21 protein-coding genes and 1 riboswitch are annotated in these 21,824 nt (G+C 69.6%); of the genes, 15 read left to right on the top strand and 6 right to left on the bottom strand.

Going from position 1 to position 21,824, the window contains the following annotated elements; genetic code table 11:
• The coding region (locus AC1DCG_RS09740) for a hypothetical protein (RefSeq protein ID WP_477041468.1) at nt 1-206 on the bottom strand (206 nt) is incomplete at its 3' end.
• A 152-nt stretch (nt 207-358) separates the two neighbouring features.
• Nucleotides 359-438: riboswitch (cyclic di-GMP riboswitch) on the bottom strand.
• Between the two features lie 251 nt (nt 439-689).
• On the opposite strand from AC1DCG_RS09740, the gene AC1DCG_RS09735 reads away from it, so the two are divergent.
• Entirely contained in the window at nt 690-1,532 is an 843-nt protein-coding gene (locus AC1DCG_RS09735; protein WP_477030045.1) for a helix-turn-helix domain-containing protein, read from the top strand.
• Between the two features lie 41 nt (nt 1,533-1,573).
• Here AC1DCG_RS09735 and AC1DCG_RS09730 read toward each other — a convergent pair whose 3' ends face one another.
• Nucleotides 1,574-2,044, bottom strand: coding sequence for a MarR family winged helix-turn-helix transcriptional regulator (locus AC1DCG_RS09730; RefSeq protein ID WP_477030044.1), 471 nt, complete (start codon nt 2,042-2,044; stop codon nt 1,574-1,576).
• Nucleotides 2,045-2,199: 155 nt separating this feature from the next.
• Between AC1DCG_RS09730 and AC1DCG_RS09725 the strand changes: the two genes are divergently transcribed.
• The 9 genes from AC1DCG_RS09725 (at nt 2,200) to AC1DCG_RS09685 (ending at nt 9,211) form a co-directional block, all read left to right on the top strand.
• Nucleotides 2,200-2,631 carry an organic hydroperoxide resistance protein gene (locus AC1DCG_RS09725; protein WP_477030043.1) on the top strand — a complete coding sequence of 144 codons (432 nt, stop codon included), beginning with the start codon at nt 2,200-2,202 and terminating at the stop codon, nt 2,629-2,631.
• Between the two features lie 99 nt (nt 2,632-2,730).
• Nucleotides 2,731-3,255: a DUF1097 domain-containing protein gene (locus tag AC1DCG_RS09720; RefSeq protein WP_477036524.1), complete on the top strand. Its 525-nt coding sequence runs from the start codon at nt 2,731-2,733 to the stop codon at nt 3,253-3,255.
• A complete protein-coding gene (locus tag AC1DCG_RS09715; protein ID WP_477030041.1) occupies nt 3,248-3,712 on the top strand; it encodes a DUF6130 family protein in 465 nt (154 codons plus the stop codon). The genes AC1DCG_RS09720 and AC1DCG_RS09715 overlap by 8 nt, the downstream gene beginning before the upstream one ends.
• A 9-nt stretch (nt 3,713-3,721) precedes the next feature.
• Nucleotides 3,722-4,723: an alpha/beta fold hydrolase gene (locus AC1DCG_RS09710; RefSeq protein WP_477030040.1), complete on the top strand. Its 1,002-nt coding sequence runs from the start codon at nt 3,722-3,724 to the stop codon at nt 4,721-4,723.
• 26 nt (nt 4,724-4,749) lie between these two features.
• A complete protein-coding gene (locus AC1DCG_RS09705; RefSeq protein WP_477030039.1) occupies nt 4,750-5,841 on the top strand; it encodes a redoxin domain-containing protein in 1,092 nt (363 codons plus the stop codon).
• A 79-nt stretch (nt 5,842-5,920) separates the two neighbouring features.
• A complete protein-coding gene (locus tag AC1DCG_RS09700; RefSeq protein ID WP_477030038.1) occupies nt 5,921-6,706 on the top strand; it encodes an alpha/beta fold hydrolase in 786 nt (261 codons plus the stop codon).
• Between the two features lie 23 nt (nt 6,707-6,729).
• Nucleotides 6,730-7,563: an oxidoreductase gene (locus AC1DCG_RS09695; protein ID WP_477030037.1), complete on the top strand. Its 834-nt coding sequence runs from the start codon at nt 6,730-6,732 to the stop codon at nt 7,561-7,563.
• 152 nt (nt 7,564-7,715) lie between these two features.
• Nucleotides 7,716-9,059 (top strand): LLM class flavin-dependent oxidoreductase, encoded by a 1,344-nt coding sequence (locus AC1DCG_RS09690; protein WP_477030036.1) that lies wholly within the window; start codon nt 7,716-7,718, stop codon nt 9,057-9,059.
• A gap of 2 nt (nt 9,060-9,061) precedes the next feature.
• Nucleotides 9,062-9,211 (top strand): hypothetical protein, encoded by a 150-nt coding sequence (locus AC1DCG_RS09685; protein WP_165260208.1) that lies wholly within the window; start codon nt 9,062-9,064, stop codon nt 9,209-9,211.
• 164 nt (nt 9,212-9,375) lie between these two features.
• On the opposite strand, the gene AC1DCG_RS09680 is transcribed toward AC1DCG_RS09685, so the two are convergent.
• The gene (locus AC1DCG_RS09680; RefSeq protein ID WP_477030035.1) at nt 9,376-11,388 is read right to left on the bottom strand and encodes a glycoside hydrolase family 43 protein; all 2,013 of its coding nucleotides are present in this window, start codon (nt 11,386-11,388) and stop codon (nt 9,376-9,378) included.
• 343 nt (nt 11,389-11,731) lie between these two features.
• Between AC1DCG_RS09680 and AC1DCG_RS09675 the strand changes: the two genes are divergently transcribed.
• Complete coding sequence (locus AC1DCG_RS09675; RefSeq protein WP_101715906.1) at nt 11,732-12,010, top strand: HU family DNA-binding protein; 279 nt, start codon at nt 11,732-11,734, stop codon at nt 12,008-12,010.
• A gap of 326 nt (nt 12,011-12,336) precedes the next feature.
• On the opposite strand, the gene manD is transcribed toward AC1DCG_RS09675, so the two are convergent.
• Complete coding sequence (manD, locus tag AC1DCG_RS09670) at nt 12,337-13,545, bottom strand: D-mannonate dehydratase ManD (RefSeq protein WP_116490704.1); 1,209 nt, start codon at nt 13,543-13,545, stop codon at nt 12,337-12,339.
• Between the two features lie 140 nt (nt 13,546-13,685).
• On the opposite strand from manD, the gene AC1DCG_RS09665 reads away from it, so the two are divergent.
• Together AC1DCG_RS09665 and AC1DCG_RS09660 are read left to right on the top strand one after the other, a co-directional pair.
• Entirely contained in the window at nt 13,686-14,429 is a 744-nt protein-coding gene (locus AC1DCG_RS09665) for a FadR/GntR family transcriptional regulator (protein ID WP_165260204.1), read from the top strand.
• Nucleotides 14,430-14,500: 71 nt separating this feature from the next.
• On the top strand, nt 14,501-15,541 hold the full coding sequence (locus AC1DCG_RS09660; protein ID WP_477036523.1) for a hypothetical protein: 1,041 nt from the start codon (nt 14,501-14,503) through the stop codon (nt 15,539-15,541).
• A gap of 224 nt (nt 15,542-15,765) precedes the next feature.
• Here AC1DCG_RS09660 and AC1DCG_RS09655 read toward each other — a convergent pair whose 3' ends face one another.
• Nucleotides 15,766-18,018 carry a TonB-dependent receptor gene (locus AC1DCG_RS09655; protein ID WP_477030033.1) on the bottom strand — a complete coding sequence of 751 codons (2,253 nt, stop codon included), beginning with the start codon at nt 18,016-18,018 and terminating at the stop codon, nt 15,766-15,768.
• A gap of 157 nt (nt 18,019-18,175) precedes the next feature.
• Between AC1DCG_RS09655 and AC1DCG_RS09650 the strand changes: the two genes are divergently transcribed.
• Together AC1DCG_RS09650 and AC1DCG_RS09645 are read left to right on the top strand one after the other, a co-directional pair.
• On the top strand, nt 18,176-20,041 hold the full coding sequence (locus AC1DCG_RS09650; protein WP_477036522.1) for a glycoside hydrolase family 2 protein: 1,866 nt from the start codon (nt 18,176-18,178) through the stop codon (nt 20,039-20,041).
• A complete protein-coding gene (locus tag AC1DCG_RS09645; RefSeq protein WP_477030031.1) occupies nt 20,038-20,943 on the top strand; it encodes a polysaccharide deacetylase family protein in 906 nt (301 codons plus the stop codon). The genes AC1DCG_RS09650 and AC1DCG_RS09645 overlap by 4 nt, the downstream gene beginning before the upstream one ends.
• Before the next feature lie 10 nt (nt 20,944-20,953).
• Here the strand turns inward: AC1DCG_RS09645 and AC1DCG_RS09640 are convergent, their stop codons facing one another.
• Entirely contained in the window at nt 20,954-21,565 is a 612-nt protein-coding gene (locus AC1DCG_RS09640) for a DUF3885 domain-containing protein (RefSeq protein ID WP_477036520.1), read from the bottom strand.
• Nucleotides 21,566-21,824: the final 259 nt, after the last annotated feature.

Raw genomic sequence — 21,824 nt, 5'->3', positions numbered from 1 at the left:
GTCCCGGCCGAGCCGTCCTTGCCGGTCGCGCTGGCCGCGTCGCCGTCGACGCCGCCGGCCCCGCCGGGGCCCGCGCCCGCGACGACCCGATTGGAGCTGCCGCCGTCGGCCAGGGCTACGCCCGGGACCATCGCCCCGGCCATCGACAGCGCGGTCAGCAGCGCGACGCCCGAGGCGGCGGCGCCCAACCGTCGGCGGCGCGACATAACGCCGCGCTCAGTGCTGAAACCACCTTGAAAAACGACCGGCTCGACAGCCTTGCGCATGACGCTCACTCACCCCTTTTCGGTCCTTTCCGGGACCTGATTGCGAACAAGGGGGATGACGCGACGGCGCACGCGGCGACGGCGTCTTCCCCTTCGGCGGCCCCGCTACCTCGAAGGATCGAGGCCGGAGGCTTTGCGTCCCGCCGTCGCCAGCGGTTTGCCTTTTCGGACTGGAAGTCCGTCGCGCGCGGCCCGTGGTCCGGGCTTCAGCGCTGAGGGTTCATTTGCACATTCTGCAAAGGCTTGCTGTGCGAGGCGTCTCACAGGGCGATGCAATACGTCTCAACTGACACGCGAATCTCGATTAGCTATTAGGACTTGTTTCAGACCAGACAGGTAATCGCGCCTGGTCACCGAGAGCTTTCGTTAATGCGCCAAGGCCTGCTTCTGTCGACAGAGCTGAAAGAACCATGTTCTCGGAGCATGTTTTGGCAGGAGCTCTATGAAGCGCCGCGCATTCCCACCAACATCGATGTTAAAAACTCTGCGAAAGAGCCCCGGCGCGATGATCACGAGCGCCAACGGATCCGCGCCGGCGGCCTGGACCAGTACTGCGTGATGCTGCTGACCTCGGGCGATCTGCGCGGCGACTGCGACGGAACGGCGATCACCGCCACCAGCGGCGACATCTGCGTCTTCGACCTGACCCTACCCTACGTGTCCTACGCCTCCAGCGGCGGGCGGCTGACGGTGATCGCGCCGCGCCAGCCGGTCGACCGGGTCGCCGTCGGCCACAGCCTGCACGGCCAGGTGCTGCGCGCCGACGATCCGCTGGCCCGCCTGCTGCGCAACTTCATCGTCGACGTCCACGCCGTCGCCGGCGACCTGCAGGCCGACGACGCCGACGCCGCCGAGGCCGCCCTGATCGAGGTGCTGACCATGGCCCTGGCCCGTCGGCGGCCGGATACGGCCAAGGCCGGCGCCTCGCGCCTGGGCCGGCGCTTTCGCGAACGGATGCTGGCCTTCATCGACAGCCGCCTCGCCGACCCGGCCCTCAACGCCGAGACCCTGATGCTGCGCTTCGGCGTCTCGCGGGCCAATCTCTATCGCCTGTTCGCCGAGGACGGCGGCGTGGCCAGCGCCATTCGCGACCGGCGGCTCGACGCGGCCCGGCGGCGGCTGGCCGGCGCCGAGACCGCCAGCGTCACCGAGATCGCCCTGGACTTCGGCTTCTCCAGCAGTGGCCAGTTCTCGCGCGCCTTCCGCGGCCGCTTCGGGGTCTCGCCGACCGAGGCCCGGGCCGCGCGCCAGCCCGACAACATCTAGACGCGAACCACCAAACCCTCCCCCTTCGGGGAGAGCGTCAATCAAGCATCGTTGGCGACGTGGGCGATCAGGTTGTCGCGCACGCGGGTGATGGTCCTCTGCACCTGGCGGAACTCGTCGGGCTCCAGGCCCGTGGCCTTGACCAGGGTGCGCTGGCCGCCCTTCTCGCGCAGGTCGCGACCGGCCTCCGTCAGGCTGATGATCACCTGGCGCTCGTCGGACGGATCGCGACGGCGCTGCAGGAAGCCCAGGCTCTCCAGCTTCTTGAGGATCGGGGTCAGGGTGTTGCTCTCCAGGAAGAGCTTGTCGCCCAGGCTCTTCACGCTCTGGCCGTCCTCCTCCCACAGCGCCACGATGATGATCCACTGGGTGTAGGTCACGCCCAGCTCGTCGAGGATCGGCTTGTAGGCGCGGCCATAGGCCAGGTTCGCCGAATAGACGGCGAAGCACAGAAAGTCGGCGAGCCTGGGGGCTTTGCCCAAAGGGGCGACAGGCGGGGCGGAGGTCGTCATCGGGGCCTTGCGTCCTAGGGGGCCGCAGTCGGTTCGCGGCGGTTCGAGACAAATATAAATCGGACCCGATCAAATCGGAAGGTTGACGATGTGCGAAACTTCGATCTATTAAGTCGGTACCGATTACATCGGATCCGATTGAAAAGGAGATCGACATGACCACCGCCCCGCAAGCCGCCATCGACACCGTCCTCTACACCGGCCGCACCCACGTCACCGGCGGCCGCGACGGCGCGGCCCGCAGCGACGACGGCAAGCTGGACGTCCGCCTGTCGCCGCCGGGAAGCGCCGCCCCCGGGACCAATCCCGAGCAGCTGTTCGCCGCCGGCTGGTCGGCCTGCTTCATCGGCGCCATGGGCCTGGCGGCCCGCGCCCAAGGCGTGACCTTGCCCGCCGACGTCGCCGTCGACGCCGAGGTCGACCTGGGCAAGTCCGGCGAAGGCTACCAGCTGCAGGCCCGCCTGAACGTCAGCCTGCCGGGCCTGCCCGCCGATGTGGCCCGCGCCCTGGTCGAGGCCGCCCACCAGACCTGCCCCTACTCCAAGGCCACGCGCGGCAACATCGGCGTGACCCTGAACCTGATCTGACCCCGCCTGACCTGAGCTGGATGACCCGAGGCGCCGCCCGTCCCCCCCTCCGAGCGGCGGCGCCTCCATCCGCCCTCACCAAGCCCAAGGAAACGCCCCATGTCCGCCTTGCCCGTCCTCTCCGCCTTCGCCACGCCCAAATCCGCACAGTTCCACGCCGTCTCGCTCAGCGTCGCCGCCGTCGCCGGGCTCGCCACCCTGGGCGTGACCTCGGTCATGCTGCCGCCGCCGGCCATGTTCCTGGGCTGGGCCGCCTTCAACCTGGCGGGCGACGACCTGCGCGCGGGCCTGGCCAACACCGTCTCGCACCTGCTGGGCCTGGCCCTGGGCGCCGGCACGGCCCTGCTGATCGGGACCATGACCCCCGGCCTTGGCCTGCTGGCCACGCCGGTCGCGGTGATCTGCGTCGTCATCGTCGTGCTGTCGCTGCGCGAGGTCGCGCCGATCAACAATTCGCTGGCCTATTTCCTGGGCCTGACCAGCTTCTTCTATTCGGGCCTGGCCCCCACGGCCTCGACCCTGGCGATGCTGGGAACCTCGGCGGTCATCGGCGGCGCGGCCTGCGCGATCGCCGCCTTCGCCCAGGACGCCGTGACCCGCGCCGGCGAGGTTCGCCATGCGTAAGTCCCTCCCCCTCGCCCTGGCCGCCGCCCTGCTGGCTGTTCCCGCCTTCGCTCAGAACCTGCCGAACCTGTCGGCTGCCGACGTCCTGGGTCCGGCCGGCGTCGTGCCGCTGACCACGCCCCAGCCGCCCGCGCGCCTGGTGGTCGATCCGCCCCTGCCCGGCCCGCTGGCCCAGGGCCGGGTGTTCATCCAGTACCGGGCCGAGAACCTGCGCATCCAGCCGGTGTTTGGTCCGGCCGCCCTGGCCGTCACGCCCCGCATCGGCCACGTGCACGTCACCGTCGACGACGCCCCCTGGCACTGGGCCGACGCCAGCGGCGAACCGATCATCCTGGTCGGCCTGACGCCCGGGTCGCACAGCGTTCAAATCACGCTCGCCGACGCCAATCATCGCCCGCTCGACAGCGCCACGATCCGCTTCGTCGTTCCGGCCGCCCCCGCCGGCCACCAGCACTAGGCAGGCCCCATGTCCCCGAAGTTCGACCTTCCCCGCCGCCGCCTGCTGCAGGCCGCCGTCATCGCCGGCGCGGCCGGCGCCCTGGCCACGCGCGCTTCGGCCGCCGCACCCGCCTGGACCCTGCGCCAGTTTGTGACGCCCGACCTCGTCATCGGCTACGCCGAAATGGGTCCCGCCGACGGACCGCCGGTGATCCTGCTGCACGGCTGGCCCTACGACATCCACGCCTTCGCCGAGGTCGCCCCGATCCTGGCGGCGGCGGGCAAGCGGGTGATAGTCCCGCACCTGCGCGGCTACGGAACCACCCGCTTCGCCTCGGACGCCGCCCCGCGCAACGGCCAGCAGGCCGCCCTCGCCGTCGACGTGATCGCCCTGATGGACGCGCTGAGCATCAAGAAGGCCGTCATCGGCGGCTTCGACTGGGGCGCGCGCACGGCCTGCATCGTCGCGGCCCTGTGGCCCGACCGCTGTTCGGCCCTGGTCAGCGTCAGCGGCTATCTGATCGGCAGCCAGGCGGCCAACGCCGCGCCGCTGCCGCCGGAGGCCGAGCTGTCCTGGTGGTACCAGTTCTATTTCGCCACCGAGCGCGGCGCGAAGGGCTACGCCCAGAACCGCGACGCCTTCGCCCGCCTGATCTGGAAGACGGCCTCGCCCAGGTGGGCCTTCGACGACGCGACCTTCGCCCGCTCGGCCGCCTCGCTGGCCAATCCCGACCACGTGGCCATCACCATCCACAACTACCGCTGGCGCCTGGGCCTGGCGCAGGGCGAGACGCGCTTCGACGCGCTGGAGGCCAGGCTGGCCCAGGCCCCCGTCATCACCGTGCCGACCATCACCATGGAAGGCGACGGCAACGCCGCCCCGCACCCGCCGCCGGCCGCCTATGCCGGCAAGTTCAAGGGCCGCTACGAGCACCGCGATGTCGGCGGCGGCGTCGGCCACAACCTGCCGCAGGAAGCGCCGCGCGACTTCGCCCGCGCCATCCTCGACGTCGCCCGCTGGGCGGCCTGAAGCCTCCGTTTCAAGGAGCGGTCATCGTGACCCGATCCGAACATCTCTCCCGCCGCGACTGGCTTAAGGGCGCCGCCGTCGGCCTCGTCCCAATGTCTGTCGCCGCCGCCATCGGCCTGCCGCCGGCCCGCAAGGCCCTGGCCTGGGCCGGCGGCTCGTCCTCGGCGCTGGACGCCTTTTCCCTGTCGACGCAGTGGGTGAACGGCCCGGCGCCGACGCCCAAGGCCCTGGCCGGCAAGGTCGTGCTGGTCGCCTTCTGGACCTACTCCTGCATCAACAGCCTGCGGGTGCTGCCCTATCTGCGCGCCTGGCATGACCGCTATGGCGACCGGGGCCTGGTGGTGATCGGCGTCCACACCCCCGAGTTCGCCTTCGAGAAGGACCTCGCCAACGTTCGCCAAGCCCTCGCCGACCTGGACGTGCCGTTTCCCGTCGTGCTCGACAGCGACTGGCGGATCTGGCGGGCCTACGGCAACAACGCCTGGCCGGCGTTCTACTTCGTCGACGCCGACGGCAAGGTGCGCGGCCACGCGGCGGGCGAAGGCGACTACGACCGTCACGAGCGGCGCATCCAGGCCCTGCTGGCGCAGACTCCCGGTCCGGCGATCGCCGAGAGCTTGTCGCCGATCAAGGCCGTGGGCCCGCAGGCGGCGCCCGACTTCGCCGAGCTGGGGTCGCCCGAGAGCTATATCGGCTGGGGAAAGGCCGACGCCTTCGCCTCGCCCGGCGGCCTGCGCCAGGACGCCGCCAGGGCCTACCGCCTGCCCACCGCTCTCGACCTCAACCGCTGGGGCTTCTCCGGCGAGTGGCGGGCCGGCGAGGAGTTCACCACCAGCCTGGCGCCCGGCGCGGTGATCGCCAGCCGCTTCCACGCCCGCGACCTGCACATGGTGCTCGCGCCCGACCAGCCCGGCCGACCGTTGCGCTACCGCGTCCAGCTGGACGGCCGGCCGCCAGGCCCCGACCACGGCTGGGACGTCGCGCCCGACGGAACCGGCGTGATCGACCGGCCCCGCATGTATCAGCTCGTCCGCCAGTCGCGCCCCGTCGCCGATCGCGGCTTTGCGATCGCGTTCCTCAATCCCGGCGTCCGCGCCTACGCCTTCACCTTCGGCTAGCCCGAGCCTCTGCCCTCAAACGCCAACCCGAACGGCCCTCGCGGCCGAACCCTTCCGCACGTCTTCAAGGAAACCTCCCATGTCCAAGAACGCCCTCCTCTTCTCCGTCGCGCTCAGCCTGACCGGTTTCGCCGCCGCCCAGGCCGCCACGCCGCCCGCCGCCAAGCCGACGGTGGTTCTGGTGCACGGCGCCTTCGCCGACTCCAGCAGTTGGGACGGCGTGGTCGCCGACCTGCGGCGCGACGGCTATCCGGTGGTTTCGGCCGCCAACCCGCTGCGTGGCGCGGCCAGCGACGCCGCCGCCGTGCGCACCGTCATCAATTCCATCCCCGGCCCGGTCGTGCTGGTCGGCCACTCCTATGGCGGGACGGTGATCTCGGCCGCCGCCGAGGGCGCCGCCAACGTCAAGGCGCTGGTCTATGTCGCCGCCTTCGCCCCCGAGGTCGGCGAAAGCACCTTCGAACTGGCCGGCAAGTTCCCCGGATCCACCCTGCCCGCCGCCCTCGACAAGCCGGTCGACCTGCCCGGCGGCGTCCACGACCTCTATATCCAGCAGGACAAGTTCCCCGCCCAGTTCGCCGCCGACGTGCCGCTGGCCAAGGCCCGGCTGATGGCGATCGCCCAGCGCCCGCTGACCGACGCCGCCGGCGGCGAGAAGGCCGTCTCGGTCGCCTGGAAGACCATCCCGTCCTGGTGGGTCTGGGGCGGCGGCGACCGCAACATCCCGCCGGCCGCCATGGCCTGGATGGCCGACCGCGCTCATGCCCGGCAGGTGGTGACCGTGCCCGGCGCCTCGCACGTGGTGATGATCTCGCACCCGCACGCGGTCTCGGCCCTGATCGAAACCGCCGCCAAGGCCCAGTGAACGAACCGAAGAAGGAAAACCCCATGACCAGGACATGGCTGATCACCGGGGCCTCGCGCGGCCTCGGACGGGCCCTCGCCGAAGCCGTGCTGGCCGCCGGCGACCATCTGGTGGCCACCGCCCGCGATCCCCGCGCCCTCGAAGACCTCGCAGCGCGCCATGGCGACGCCGTGCGGCTGGCGGCCCTCGACGTCTCCGACCCGGTCGCGGCCGAGCGCGCCGTGGCCTTGGCGGTCTCCGCCTTCGGCCGGCTCGACGTGGTGGTCAACAACGCCGGCTACGGCGATGTCGGCCCGGTGGAGGACACCTCGCTCGAAGACTTCCGCCGCCAGATCGAGACCAACCTGTTCGGCACGATCATCGTCACCAAGGCGGCGATCCCGCAGATGCGCGAGCAGCGCTTAGGCCACGTGATCCAGCTGTCGTCCGTCGGCGGACGGATCGGCGCGCCGGGCCGCGCGCCCTACTCGGCCGCCAAGTGGGGCGTCGAGGGCTTCTCCGAAAGCCTGGCGCTGGAGATGGCCCTCGTGAGCGTCAAGGTGACCGTCGTCGAGCCGGGCGGCTTCCGCACCGACTTCGCCGGCACCTCGACGACGCTGAGCGCCGGCCGCTCCGAATACGACGCCGTGGTCGGGGCCACGGCCCGGCGCCAGGCGGCCTATGACGGAACCCAGCCGGGCGATCCGGCCCGCGCCGCCCAGGCGATCCTGGCGATCGCGGCCATGGACGAGCCGCCGCTGCGCATCGCGCTGGGCAGCGACGCCGTCGCCATCATCCGCGAAACCGATACGCGGCGGCTGGCCGAGCTGGAACGCTGGCGGGACTTGAGCGTCTCGACCGACTTCCCGGCCCAGTAATTCTGATCGGCCTTGCAGCCGAGCAGGCGGCGGCGTTCGAAAACCCCAGCCAAAGCAGGGTGTTGAACGCCGCCAATAGGCCTCTTGAGAACACCTGATTTGTCGCCCGCCTCGCCTGACCGCAAGCCTGCGGCCAAGACACGGAGGCGAACATGACCACAGCCGCGAAACGCCAACTGAAACTCGGCGCCATCCTCGAAGGCGTCGGCGCCGATCACACCAGCTGGCGCGATCCCGATCTGGCCGGCGACGCCAGCATCGATATCGGCTGGTACATCGACAACGCCCGCCTCGCCGAGGCGGCCAAGTTCGACCTCGTCTTCATCGTCGACAGCCCGTTCATCACCCCCGACACCGCGCCGCACTTCCTCAACCGGCTGGAGCCTCTCACCTTGCTGTCGGCCCTGGCGGTCTCGACCTCGAAGATCGGCCTCGTCGGCACCCTGACCACCTCGTACTGGGAGCCCTACAACGTAGCCCGCCAGTTCGGCTCGCTGGACCACATCAGCAAGGGCCGCGCAGGCTGGAACGTGGTGACCACGGGGCTGGAGGGGGCGGCCCGCAACTACGGCCGCGACGCCCACTTCGATCACGCCGTGCGCTATGAGCGGGCCGGCGAGTTCGTCGACGTCGTCCAGGGCCTGTGGGACAGCTACGAGGACGACGCCTTCCCGCGTGACAAGGCCGCCGGCGTCTTCCTCGACAAGGACAAGCAGCACGCCCTGAACCACAAGGGCGCGCACTTCCAGGTGGCCGGACCGCTGGCGCTTAGCCGCTCCCGGCAGGGCCAGCCGGTGATCTTCCAGGCCGGGGTCAGCGGCGCGGGCCGCGACCTGGGCGCCCGCATCGCCGAGGGCGTGTTCGCCGGTGTCGACGGCTTCGAGGACGCCCAGGAATACTACGCCGACCTCAAAGCCCGCGCGGCCGCGCAAGGCCGCGATCCCGACCACATCAGCGTGCTGCCGGGCCTGTCGCCCGTCATCGCCGACACCGACGAGGAGGCCCGCGCCCTGGCCGAGGCCCAGCGCGGCGCCGTCGGCATCGACAAGCTGCTGACCCAGCTGGGCCGCGCCTTCGGCTATCACGACTTCAAGCAGTACCCGCTGGACGGGCCGTTCCCCGACGTCTCGGGCCTCAGCCTCAACGCCTACAAGGGCCACGCCGAGCGCATCGTGCGGATCTCGCGAGAGCAGAACCTGACGCTTCGCCAGGCGGCCGAGCGGTTCGGAACCTGGCGCAGCGACTTCGTCGGCTCGCCCCAGACCATCGCCGACGAGATCCAGCGCTGGTTCGAGGGTCGCGCCGCCGACGGCTTCATCCTGCGGGTCACGCGCCCGCGCGACTTCGCCCTGTTCCGCGAGCAGGTCGTGCCGATCCTTCAGGCCCGCGGCCTGTTCCGCACCGAGTACGAGCACGACACCCTGCGCGGGCACCTGGGCCTGCCCGTCCCCGACAACCGCTGGACCCGCGCGCCCGGCCAGATCGCGGCGGAATAGCGATGAGCGAACGCCTGGAAGCCGTGATCGAGGCGGCCCCGCCGCCTCGCGCTCCGGTCATCGACCTGGCCCTGGCGGCGCTCGACTGGCCCGCGCCCGGGCTGGCGGATCGGATCGACGTGCTGGAACGGGCGGCGCTGGACGCGGCTTGAATTTCATCCGTCATCCCGGCCGCAGCGAACCGGAGAGCCGGGACCCAGGGGCAGCCGCATTGCGTCCGCCACGGCCAAGCGGAGAACCTGGGCTCGGAGCCCGGCCCCCTGGGTCCCGGGTCTGCGGCGCTACGCGCCTTCGCCCGGGATGACGATGATTTTTGCTATCGAGCTTCAGTCCAAACAAACCGCGCCCCGTCCAGCCCGTCGGATTGCGGTCCCGGACTGTCGGCGGTCCAGACGCCCGCCTCCGACACCCGCAGGAAGCGGTTGGTGACCAGCGACATCAAAGCCAACTCGCCCGTCGGCGTCTCGATCCACTGGAAGGCCTGGGCCTTGTCGTCGCGCGCCTTCGAGGCGCTCACGGTCCCGTCGGCGGCGACGGTCAGGTAGCCTTCCGGCCCGCGCAGCAACGCCCGCCCCAGCGGCCGCTTCTCGACGCTCACCACCCTCTGCTGGCCCAGCGCCGCCAGCGTCACCTTGCGGCCGTCCGGGATCGGCCGGCGCAGGCCGCGGGGATGCGGCTCGAACACCTCGAAGGCGTCGAAGTCGGCGACCCCGCCCTCGCGGCCGGCCTCGTTGAAGGCGAACAGGCCATAGCGCACGCCCTGGAAGGTGCGCAGCTGGAACACCATCGCCATCGGCTCGCCCAGGGCCGTGAACGCCTTGCCGTCGGTCGAATAGGAGAAGCTCGCCGTCTCGGCCATGAAGTCGGCGTCGGCCTGCAGCCAGATGCGCGTCCCCGAAACCTTCGCCTTGGCGATCTGGCCCGTACGCTGGTCGCGCTGCTCGATCTCCAGCCCGCCGGCGACCTTGCGCACGCCGATCCAGGCATGGGGCAGATTGAGCAGGGCCAGGCCCGCCACGTCGCCCTCGGCCAGCCCCGAGGCGTCCAGCAGCGTGCGCGGCCGCGAGGCCGGGCCGATCGAGCGCTGGGTCAGGGTGTTGCGCGCCGTCCAGAAGTCGGCGGCCGGCAGGGTCTTCAGCCGCAGGAAGCCCGGCCGCTCCGACAGCGACCAGCGGGCGTCGACAGGCACGTGGTTCCACTGCCAGATCGGCTTGAGCGCGGCCCCCGAGAAGTCGTCGCTGCGCTCGTAGGGGACGTGCGGGGCTTGTGTCGCCCCGGTGTCGGGCTTGACCCAGGTGCGGGGGTTGCGACCCAGGTTCCCCGGCAGGCCGAAATAGGGCCAGCCGTCCTTCCAGGTCACCGGCGACAGGGCCGTCAGCCGCCCCACCGAATTGTAGTCCATCATCGAATAGCCCCACCACTGCCCGCCCGGCGTCTGGACGTAGCCGCCCTGGTGCAGGGCCGTGCGGCCGCGCGGCCGGGGATCGGGCGGGATGATCTTGAACGGCGGCTTGGGCGCCTCCAGGCGATTGCCCTCGGCCAGGCCGAAGTCCTCGCCGACGCTGATCTCGCGGTTGACCTCGTAGGGCCCCTCGGGGCGGTCGGCGCGGGCGACCGGCAGGCGCATCATGCCGTCGAACCAGGCGCTGGTGATCCAGTACTTGCCGCCGACCTTGGTGAAGTGCAGCCCCTCGCCCATGCCCTGCTCGGGGGCGATGATCTCGCGCTCGGTGCCCGGCACGATGTCGGTCAGGTCGGCGTTCAGCTGCGCCATGCGGATGCCGCGATAGCCCCACACGACGTAGACCTTGCCGTCGTCGTCGAACAGCACCGACAGGTCGTGGAAGCCGCGCTTCATCCGCGTGCGCGTCCACGGCCCGGCCGGATCCTTGGCCGTGAAGTGGAAGGTGGCTTCGCGGTTGACGTTGCTGAAGATGTGGAAGACGCCGTCGTGATGGCGAAAGCTCGGCGCCCAGAAGCCCTGGCCGTAGACGTCGCCGCCCTCCAGCCGGAAGTTCGGCCCCAGGTCCAGCTTGTCGGCCGCGTAGCCGACGAACCGCCAGTTCACCAGATCGCGCGAGCGCAGGATCGGCAGGCCCGGCATCGTGTGCATGGTGGTGCCGGTCAGGTAGTAGTCCTCGCCCACCCGGATCATGTCGGGGTCGGAGAACTCGTCGTAGAACAGCGGATTGGTGAAGGTCCCGTCGCCGTTGTCGGCGGTCCAGGTGCGCTGGCCGGGGGCGCCGGCCAGGCTCTCGGCGGGGCCCGCCGCCAGCAGAAACGCCGCCAGGCCGGCCAGGATCGCGCGGTGACGCTTGCTCGGCTTCATGCTGCTTCTTCCCTCGTCGCCGTCTCGAGCGGCGTCTGAAGCAGCCTCGTGAGCCGCCGACTATTTGTCGGAGTATATTCGACAACAATCAGCGTCAATCACGGGACGATCCGGATATGCGTGCACATGCAATCGACGGAAGCTACATTATTGTCTGAGTAAACAACGCCCAATGCGGCAAACCTGGGCCTTCCGGGCGCCACGGCGGCGGTTCAACCAAGCGGATCAAGGCTTTTTCGCCCCTCCGCCGGTTGCGGCGGACGCTTGACGTCACACGGCGGCGCGTGACATGGCCGATCTCACCAGTCAGTCTGGTTCTCCCGATTCTATAAGGAGTTACTCCATGAACACCGCCGATATCGCCGAAGCTCTGGTCGCCAGCGACGACAAGCTGACCAAGACCCAGGCCAAGGCCATCGTCGACGGCGTCTTCAAGGCCATCGCTGACGCCGCCGTGAAGGGCGAAGAAGTCTCGATCCCGGGCTTTGGCAAGTTCAAGGTCCAGGACAAGCCGGCCCGCACCGGCCGCAACCCGGCCACCGGCGCCACCATCGAGATCGCCGCCAGCAAGAAGGTCGGCTTCACGCCGGCCAAGCAACTGAAGGACGCCGTCAACGGCTGATCCTGACAGGAACGGCCTTCGGGGCTAACTCGAAGAAAAAAGAGGCGGAACGTCCCAGACGTTCCGCCTCTGCTGTTTTTGGGGCACCACACCCGATGGCTGGACGCGCTCCTGGCCGGACGCTCCTGCTCTCAGATCCGATTTTCCCCGCGAAGGCGGGGATCCAAGCCGCGGATCCGGATCTCCCGCGGCCGCGGCCTATCCTGAAAGCCAGCTTGGGTCCCCGCCTTCGCGGGGATGCTCGGTGGAAAGGGCCGCATCTCCCGGCCTCAGCCCCCTCAGTGGGGCATGAAGCCGGGATGACGCTCAGTTCCGCCCAGAGCCCGCTACCAGTTCCACATCGTCCCGTCTTCCAGGCGGGCCACCGGCAGCTGGCGCGGCTCGTAGGGGTACTTGGCGGCCAGGGCCTCGTCGATATCGACGCCGTGGCCCGGCGTATCGCCCACGTACAGCATCCCCTTGTCGAACCGGTAGTCGTGCGGGAACACCGCGTCGGTCTCTTCGGAATGGCGCATGTATTCCTGGATGCCGAAGTTGGGCACCCAGGTGTCGAAGTGCAGCGCGGCGCCCATGGTCACCGGCGACAGGTCGGTCGCGCCGTGGCAGCCGGTGCGCACCGACCACAGCGAGGCGAAGTCGGCGATGCGGCGCAGGTGGGTCAGGCCGCCGGCCCCGACGATCGTCGTGCGGATGTAGTCGATCAGCTGTTCCTGGATCAGGTCCTTGGCGTCCCAGATCGTGTTGAACACCTCGCCCACGGCCAGCGGCGTGGTGGTGTGCTGGCGGATCAGGCGGAAGGCCTCCTGGTTCTCGGCCGGCGTGGAGTCCTCCAGCCAGAACAGGTCGTAGGGCTCCAGGCTCTTGCCCAGCTGGGCCGCCTCGCGCGGGGTCATCCGATGGTGGCCGTCGTGCAGCAGAGCCACGTCGAAGCCGTGCTCCTTGCGCAGCGCCTCGAACAGGGTCGGCAGGTAGCGCAGGTACTTGCGGGTGTCCCAGGTGGTCTCGGTCGGCAGGGTCGCGTCGGCCGGCTCGTAATACATGTCGCCGCGACCCACGCCGTAGGCCAGGTCCAGGCCCGGCACGCCCGACTGGGCCCGCACAGCCTTGTAGCCGGCGTCGATATAGCGGCCGACGGCCTCGACGGTGTCTTCCAGGTCGCTGCCGTTGGCGTGGCCGTAGACCAGCACGCCATCACGGCTTCGGCCGCCCAGCAGGTCGTATAGCGGCGCGCCCAGCGCCTTGGCCTTGATGTCCCACAGGGCCACGTCGACGGCGGCGATGGCGCGCATCGTCACCGGACCACGGCGCCAGTAGGCCCCGCGATAGAGGTACTGCCAGATGTCTTCGATGCGGCGCGCGTCGCGGCCGATCAGCACCGGAATGACGTGATCTTCCAGATAGGCGACGACCGACTTTTCGCGGCCGTTCAGGGTGGCGTCGCCGATGCCGTAGACGCCCTGGTCGGTCTCGATCTTCAGGGTGACGAAGTTGCGGCCGGGCGAGGTGACGATCACGCGGGCGCCGGTAATTCGCATCGGCGGCAGGCCGGCTGCCTTGAACGCCTCGGTTTGGCTAGTATGCACGTCGAGATTCCCGTGGTCTTCCGTTGGAAGTTCCATAACTATCGACAACTGGCTTGTCCATATTGGTCAGACCAATTTCAGGAAGTCCCCGCATGTCCGTCAAGGGCGAGAACCGTCTGTACGAACGCGTCGCCAAGGATCTGGCCGGCCAGATCGCCGAGGGCCGCTACGCCGTCGGCCAGCGCCTGCCGTCCGAACGCGACCTCGCCCAGACCTATTCGGTCTCGCGCCCGACCATCCGCGAGGCGATCATCGCCCTGGAACTGGACGGCCTGGTCGAGGTGCGCCTGGGCTCGGGCGTCTATGTGAAGGCCCAGACCCCCAACGAGGGCCAGGCCGGCGCCACCGACATCGGCCCGTTCGAACTGCTGGAAGCCCGCCGCGCCATCGAGGCCGAGGCCTGCGCCATGGCCGCCAAGCGCATCACCAACGAAGAGCTCGACCAGCTCGACGGCCTGGTGGCCGAGATGCAGGCCGAGAACGCCCGCGACGTCGACCGCTCCGAGGACGCCGACAAGCGCTTCCACATGCTGATCGCCGCCTCCACCCAGAACAGCGCCATGATCGCCGCCGTCGAGCTTCTGTGGGAGGCGCGCGAGCGCTCGCCGCAGACCAAGCTGATGGGCGAGAAGGCCCATGCCGCCGGCGTCATCCCACGCATCGACGAGCACGCCGCCATCGTCTCGGCCCTGCGCAGCCGCTCGCCCGAGGACGCCCGCGACGCCATGCGCCGCCACCTCACCCGCGTGCTGAACTCGCTGCTGGCGGCGACGGAAGTGCAAGAGATGGAAGAGGCCCGCGCCCGCATCGCCGCAACCCGCGACCGCTATACCTAGAAAGCGACGCGAAGCTATTTACGGCGGTCGCAAGAAGCTGAACTATCAACCCCAGATACAAGTGGGGCGTCATGTTCGGTTCAGTGTTCTTCGCCTCCGTGCTCCTGCAGGCCGGCCCTGCCCTTCCGCCCGAAAACTGCCTGGACGATAGCCGCACCGACCGCTGCGCGCCGGCCGACCGGGCCCGCATCGTCGCCAAGCTGGGCATGGCCTCGGCCGAAGCCGAAGCCAAGGCGGGCGTCGAGGCCTATCGCGCCTTCTTCGTCGACGGCTATGGCCGCGAGCGCCCGACCATCGCCTTCGAGCGGCGGCCGGGCCAGCCGCCGAAGGCCGTGGTCTACGCCTTCAACCGCAAGCTCGAAGCCCCCGCCTCGCTGTCGGCCTGGAACACGGTGGCGGCCAGCGCGCGCTACGCCGATCGCGCGCTGGCGCCCCGACAGCCTTCCAAGGCGGGCGACGACCTGTCCGACATCTGCCTGCACGCCTGGGTGTCCTCGGTCGAGATCGTCAACGCGCCGACGGCTCCGGACGGGGCCGATACGGTCAGGTCGCGCACCGAGAACGCCTGCTCACCGGGGCTGACGACGCAGTTCGTCTTCGACCTGTCCAAGCTCGCCCTCCAGCAGTTCCCGACCTGCGAGGCCCTGTCGGTGAGCGAGTATCGCAACGACGTCGAACGCTTGGCGGCCTGCACGATGCTGCACGGCGACACGCTCGCCGCCGCCGGCTTCGCCAACCAGAGCGGCGGCCGGCTGAACCTGCGCACGGACCTGGAGCCGGCGCAGGCCTGGAGCAACTGGATCGGGACCAACGCCTCGGCCGAGGTGAACTGGGCCGGACAGGTCGCCAAGGACGACATCCATCGGCGCAACAACGTCGGCAAGTTCCTGGCGACGCAGAGCGCGGCGGCGCGCCTGGACCTCTATCCCGACCGGATCGAGGGCCTCGACGGCCGAACCGTCAAGGTGACTGGGCGGATCTACAGGACCACGCGCGCCGAACCCCAGGCCCGGACCTCCGCCCCCAGCGACCAGACCTGGATCTGGGACACGGGCCTGCACGAATGGATGCTCAAGTCCTGGACCGTCGGCGCCTTCTCCGCCGAGGACTAGGGCGGATCGACATTCCGCCGAGCATCTAGATTAAGGCCGAGCTCCCCCAAATAGGGCTGAGCTTCCCCGCGAAGGCGGGGATCCAAGCAGAGGCTGAGGATTGCGCACGGCTTCGCCTCCTGAAATGCAGCTTGGGTCCCCGCCTTCGCGGGGAAAGACGGATTTGGGATAGGCGCCTACCGCCTAGCACGCGAGGGCCCAAAGCCCTCGCGCGCCCTGCCCGATCAGAACGTCATCGACGCCCGCACCCCGCCGTAGCGCTTGAAGTCGCGCGGCAGGAAGGCCTGCACCGCCAGCTGGTTGCCGTAGGCGCCGTAGTTGTTGACCAGGTTGGTGTAGTAGCCCTCGTCGAACAGGTTGTTGACGAAGGCCGTCACCTGGTAGCCGCGGGCCTTGTCGCGCACGCCCACCGACAGGTTGACCACGGCATAGCCCTTCTGGACCGTCAGCGGATCCTGGTTCAGCGAGTAGTTGACGCTGCTCTGGTAGTTGGCCGCCACATTGGCCACGCCCTCCAGGTCGCCGGCCAGCGGACGCACGTACTCGGCGCCGGCGCTCAGCTTCCACTTGGGCGCCTGGGGCGGACGCTCGCCGGCCAGGTTCTGGCGGGCGGGCGAACCGGCGCAGCCTTGCGCGACCGTCTGGCCCGGCCAGCACTGGGCGCCGGCGAACTGCGTGATCTCCGCATCCAGATAGGCGACCGAGCCCGACAGGGTCAGGCCGTCGACCAGGCGGGCGGTGCTCTCGACCTCGATCCCGCGCGTGCGGATCGCGCCAACATTGGTCAGGCGGAAGTTCTGGGTGCCGTCGGGCAGGAGCTCCGCGCCCTGGGCCTGGAAGTCGTCGTACTCGGTGTTGAACAGCGTGGCGTTCAGGGTCACGCGGCGGTCCAGCAGGCGCGAGCGCACGCCGACCTGGATGTCCTCGGAGCTCTCCGGACGCACGGGGCCAAGGTCGGCGCGGGCCTGGTTAAAGCCGGTGGTCAGGTCGTAGCTCTGGCCCTTGTGGCCGGTGGCGTAGGTGGCGAACACCATCACGTCATCGGCCAGCTTATGCTGCACGCCCACCCGGTAGGTGGCGTAGTCGTCGCTGGCGCCGTCGGCCCAGGCCGCCGCCGGGCCGGCGCGCAGGTCGCGGAAGGTGTAGCCGATCTTCTCGCGGCCCAGGCGCAGACCGCCGATCAGGGTCGTGCCCTCGAGCACGTCATATTCCAGCTGGCCGAACACCGAGTTCTCGTTCGAGCCGGAAGTGGCGTCCCAGTTGGCCTGCGAGAAGGCCGGACCGCGGAAGAAGTAGCGGCGATAGTTCACGTCGGCGTGGAAGGCGCCCAGGGTGTAGCGCAGGCGGTTCGACGCGTCCGAGACCAGCCGGATCTCCTGGCTGAACTGGTCGGCCGAGAACAGGCCCTTGGCGTAGTTGTTGACGCTCAGCGCCGTCTCGTCCTGGTCGAAGGCGTCCAGCATCTTGTAGCGGTCGTTGGCCGTGACCGAAATCAAGGTGGCGAAGCCCAGGTCGTAGGTCAGCTTCAGCGACTGGGCGAAGTCCTCGTAGTCCGAGCCGGTGGTGACGTTGTTGACCACGGCGCTGTTGTTCGGACCCACGTTCACGCCGGGCGCGAACACCGCCGGCGTCCAGGCCGCGTTGCCGCGCAGGCGGGCGTCGGGCGACAGAGCGATGAACGGCCGGCCCGCCGTGGTGTCGCCCTTCAGGTAGTCGACGGCCAGGGTGGCGCTGAACTTGTCGGTCGGGTCCCAGACCAGCTTGTTGCGCGTAGCGAAGGTCTCGCGGCCGTTGACCTTCTCGTCGTTGTAGAGGTTGTCGATATTGCCCTCGAAGCTGGTGTAGCTGTTCGACGAGCGGAAGCGCAGGGTGTCGGTGATCGGGCCCGAGATCATGGCGCCCAGGCCGACCTCGTCGTCAGTGGTGGCCAGGGCGCTGACCTTGCCGGTCAACTCGCGGGTCGGGCCCGGCGTGACGATGTTGATCAGGCCGGCCGAGGCCGACTTGCCGTACAGCGTGCTCTGCGGGCCGCGCAGCACCTCGATCCGCTCGACGTCGGCCAGGTCGGCGAAGGCGCGGGCCTGGAAGGCGATCGGCACGTCGTCAACCACCACGGCGACGCTGGGCTCGACCCCCACCCCGAAGGCGAAGGTGCCCACGCCGCGGATCGAGACCGAGGCGTTCACGGGGTTGTCGGCCGGCCGCACGATCAGCGACGGGGCCACCTTGGTCAGGTCGGTGAACTCGCGCACGGCGGCGGCTTCCAGTTGGTCGCCGCCGATCACCTGCACGGCCATCGGCACGTCCTGGACGTTCTGCGAGCGCTTCTGGGCGGTGACGACGATCTCGCCGACGGCAAAGTCAGTGTTTGGCGCGTCATCGACCGTTTCCTGGGCGTGGGCGAGGCCTGCGAAGGCGGCCAGGGCGACCCCAGCCGAGATCCCGCCGAGCGCCGTCGTGTTGAAAAACCGCCGCATACCTGACTCCCACATTTTGAAGGGTTCTTCGACCCGATGGGAGTGCAAATAGAGATTGGTCAGGCCGATTGCAATAGCGGCCTGACCATGCGCCCTGGCCAAACTTGACCAAACCCTCTAGGAAGGTCGCAAGTACGATTTAGGGAGAAAGCCGCCCATGACGCCCAGCCGTCGCCAGCTCCTGGCCGGAGCCGCCCTGACCGCCAGCGCCGCCCTCGCGGTGCAGGCCCATGCACAGGAAAAGGCCGCCTCCCCGCCCCTGGCCGCTAGTGAAGAGCCGCTGCTGCTGTTCGCGCAGCACGACCGTCCGCGCGTCACGCTGGATGGTCTGTGGGCCTACATCCTCGACCAGAACGACTCCGCCTTCCGCAAGCCCAACGCCCGCCGCGCCTTCTGGCTGGACGAGGCCCAGCAGCCCGGCGGCCCCGTCGTCGAATACGACTGGAGCGCCTCGCCGCGCATGGAGATTCCCGGCGACTGGAACACCCGCGATCCGTCGCTGGAGTGGTACGACGGCCCGATCTACTTCCACCGCCGCTTCCAGGCCCCGGCCGACACCGGCGGCCGCCGCTTCCTCAGCTTCGAGGCGGTGAACTACGACGCCGTCGTCTGGCTGAACGGCCAGCAGATCGGCCGCCACGAGGGCGGCTTCACGCCCTTCGTCTTCGAGGTCACCGGCAAGCTGAAGCCGGGCGAGAACGTCGTGGTGCTGCGGGTCGACGACCGGGTGGGTCGCGAGACCCTGCCCTCGCTCGACTTCGACTGGAAGAACTACGGCGGGATCACCCGCTCGGTCTGGCTGGTGGAGACGCCCAAGACCCTCCTGCGCGACGCCTTCCTGCGGCTGGAAGGCGGCCAGATCGTCGCCGACCTGCGCGCCGACGGCCCGGCCGCCGCCGGCCTCGACGTCGCGGTCGCCATCGCCGGCCTGAACCTGACGCTGACCGGCAAGACCGGCCCCGACGGCCGCGCCCGCCTGTCGGCCAAGCCCCCGCGCGGGCTGAAGCTGTGGTCGCCCGAGGCGCCCACCCTCTATGAGGTGACCTTCAAGGCCGGCGAGGACGTGCGCCGCGACCGGATCGGCTTTCGCACGCTCGAGGCCCGCGGTCGCCAGATCCTGGTCAACGGCAAGGCCCGCTTCATCCGCGGCATCGCCCTGCACGAAGAGCCCCTGGGCGCCCAGGGCGGCCGGGTGATGACCCCGCCCGAGGCCCGCGCCCTCTTGGAAGAGGCCAAGGCCCTGGGCTGCGACATGGTCCGCCTGGCGCATTATCCGCACACGGAAAGCACCGTGCGCCTGTGCGATGAACTGGGCCTGCTGGTCTGGTCGGAGATCCCCGTCTACTGGGACGATGTCGCCTATGAGAGCCCCAGGACCCTGGCCCTGGCCCGCGCCATGGCCGCCGAGATGGTGGTGCGCGACCGCAACCGCGCCAGCGTCGCCTTCTGGTCGGTGGCCAACGAGACGCCCACCCACCAGGCCCGCACGACCTTCCTGCGCCACGTGGTCGCCGACATCCGCCGCCTGGATCCGACCCGCCTGCTGACGGCGGCCCTGAACAAGAACATCGACGTCGGCGGCGCCAAGGCCGGCCAGAACCAGTTCGTGGTCGACGACCCGCTGGCCCCCGACCTCGATGTCGTCGCCATCAACCAGTACGAGGGCTGGTACGGCCCGCGCACGCCCGACCAGGCCAAGACCGTGCGGTTCTCGAACCCGCACGACAAGCCGATGATGATGAGCGAGTTCGGCGCCGACGCCCTCTACGGCGAGCGCGGCCCCAAGGAGAACCGCTGGACCGAGGAGTACCAGGCCTGGGTGTTCGAGGAAACGCTGGCCCTGCTCGATCGCGACGGCTTCGTCGGCGTCAGCCCCTGGGTGCTGAAGGACTTCCGCTCGCCGCGCCGCTGGCACGCCCGCTACCAGGACTACTGGAACCGCAAGGGCCTGGTCAGCAACGAGGGCCGCCGCAAGCTGGCCTTCGAGACCCTGCGCCGCTACTACGCGGGCAAGACCTCGTGAGGACCGCCGCCCTTCTCGTCCTGGCCTTGCTGGCGCCCGCAACCGCGCTGGCCCAGGCCTTCGACGTCGCCGTCACGGTCGACGACCTGCCCGTGCACGGCGCCCTGCCGCCGGGCATGACCCGCCTGTCGATCGCCCGCACGCACATCGACCTCTTCAAGGCGCACGGCGTCGCCCAGGCCTTCGGCTTCGTCAATTCGATCAATACGACCGATGCGCAAGGCGACGCGGTGCTCGACGCCTGGCGAGCCGCCGGCCACCCGCTGGGCAACCACACCGCCAGCCACCTCAATCTCGAAAAGGCCGACACGCTGGAGGCCTGGATCGCCGACCTCGAGGCCGGCGAGCCGGCGGTGGCCCAGCGGATGAAGGGCCAGGACTGGCGGTATCTGAGGTTTCCCAACCTCACGGCCGGCACGCGCCCCGAGCGCCACCAGGGCGCGGCCTCCTATCTGGCCGCCCACGGCTACAAGGTCGCCCATGTCAGCCTCGCCTTCGACGACTGGAGCTACAGCGACGCCTACGCCCGCTGCCTGACCAAGGGCGACCATGCCGCCATCGGCCTGATGGAGGAGCAGTACCTGCGCGGCGTCGACGACGGGATCGCCCGCATGCGTGTGGTCTCCCAGGCGGTCTACGGCCGGATGATCCCGCAGGTGCTGCTCACCCACATCGGCGGCTGGTCGGCGCACATGCTCCCCCAGATGATGGACCGCCTGGACGCGGCTGGCGCCCGCTACGTCACGCTGCAGGACGCCCAGAAGGACCCGGCCTATGCGCAGGCGCAGGCCATTCCCGGAGGCGGCGGCATCATGGAGCGCACGGCCAAGGCCCGGGGGATCGCCCTGCCGGCGCCCGCCCCAACCGTCGAGCGCGTGGACCCCAAGAGCCTGTGCCGCTAGCGGCGCGGGCTCAGGCTCCGAACGCCTCGGCCATGCGCGGCCGGTCATAATCGAGCAGCCAGTCGTCGAAGCGGCGATAGAGCTCCAGGATCGGCTCCGGCGAGAGCGCCGTCACGTCCATGCCCCGGTCGTCATAGGCGTTGACGCAGACGCCGCGTTCCAGGTCGACCAGCTTGGACTGCACCGGCGCCTGCGGCGTCACGCCGATATCGTGCGCGATCTGGCTCCACAGCAGGATGTCGGCCTGGTCCCAGGTCAGGCGCACGGCGCGGTGGACCCAGGCCTCGGCCTCGTCGTCGGCCTCGTCGTCGGGCCAGACATAGCCCTTCCAGGTCGCCAGATGGGCCTTGGTCCTGACCCCCATCCTTTTCAGATGGCCAAAGGCGGTTCCCTTCGTCCAGCCGCGCCACTCGGCGCTCAGTTCCGCCCTGGGCTCGGGATTGGCGGCGATCACGCCGATCGGGGCGTCGGTCGGCAGCGCCGCGCGGGCCAGGATCCGTGCGCGGTCATAGCTGCTGGTGAACATCGTCACATGGGACCCGCTCTGGTTCAGCTCGAACCTGAGCCGATAGGGCGAGGCCCACAGTTCGCGTTCCCAGTCGGGGCCAAGAGACAAGGTCATGCCCCCGCTATAGGCGCCGTCGCCTGCGGCCAGCAACAGTCGCGCGCCCCGGTCGACCGCGCAAAAAAAGGCCGACCCGTCGTCTTGGTCGGCCGGAGGGGAACTATGAAGGTTGTGGTCGGCTCGCAGACGCCGAACACCCTCTCCTTCTACCGGAAGCCCCCGGTCGCCGCAACATCGGCCTGACCAATTTTCGCAACCTTCGCGCTAATAGCGCTGTCATCGCGAAATGAAAATCCATGAAACGTAACGACTTTCT

The sequence above is a fragment of the Caulobacter sp. 10L414 genome (assembly GCF_056395525.1).
Note: the sequence above shows the minus strand (reverse complement) of the source record. Positions and strands in the feature narration are given on the sequence as shown.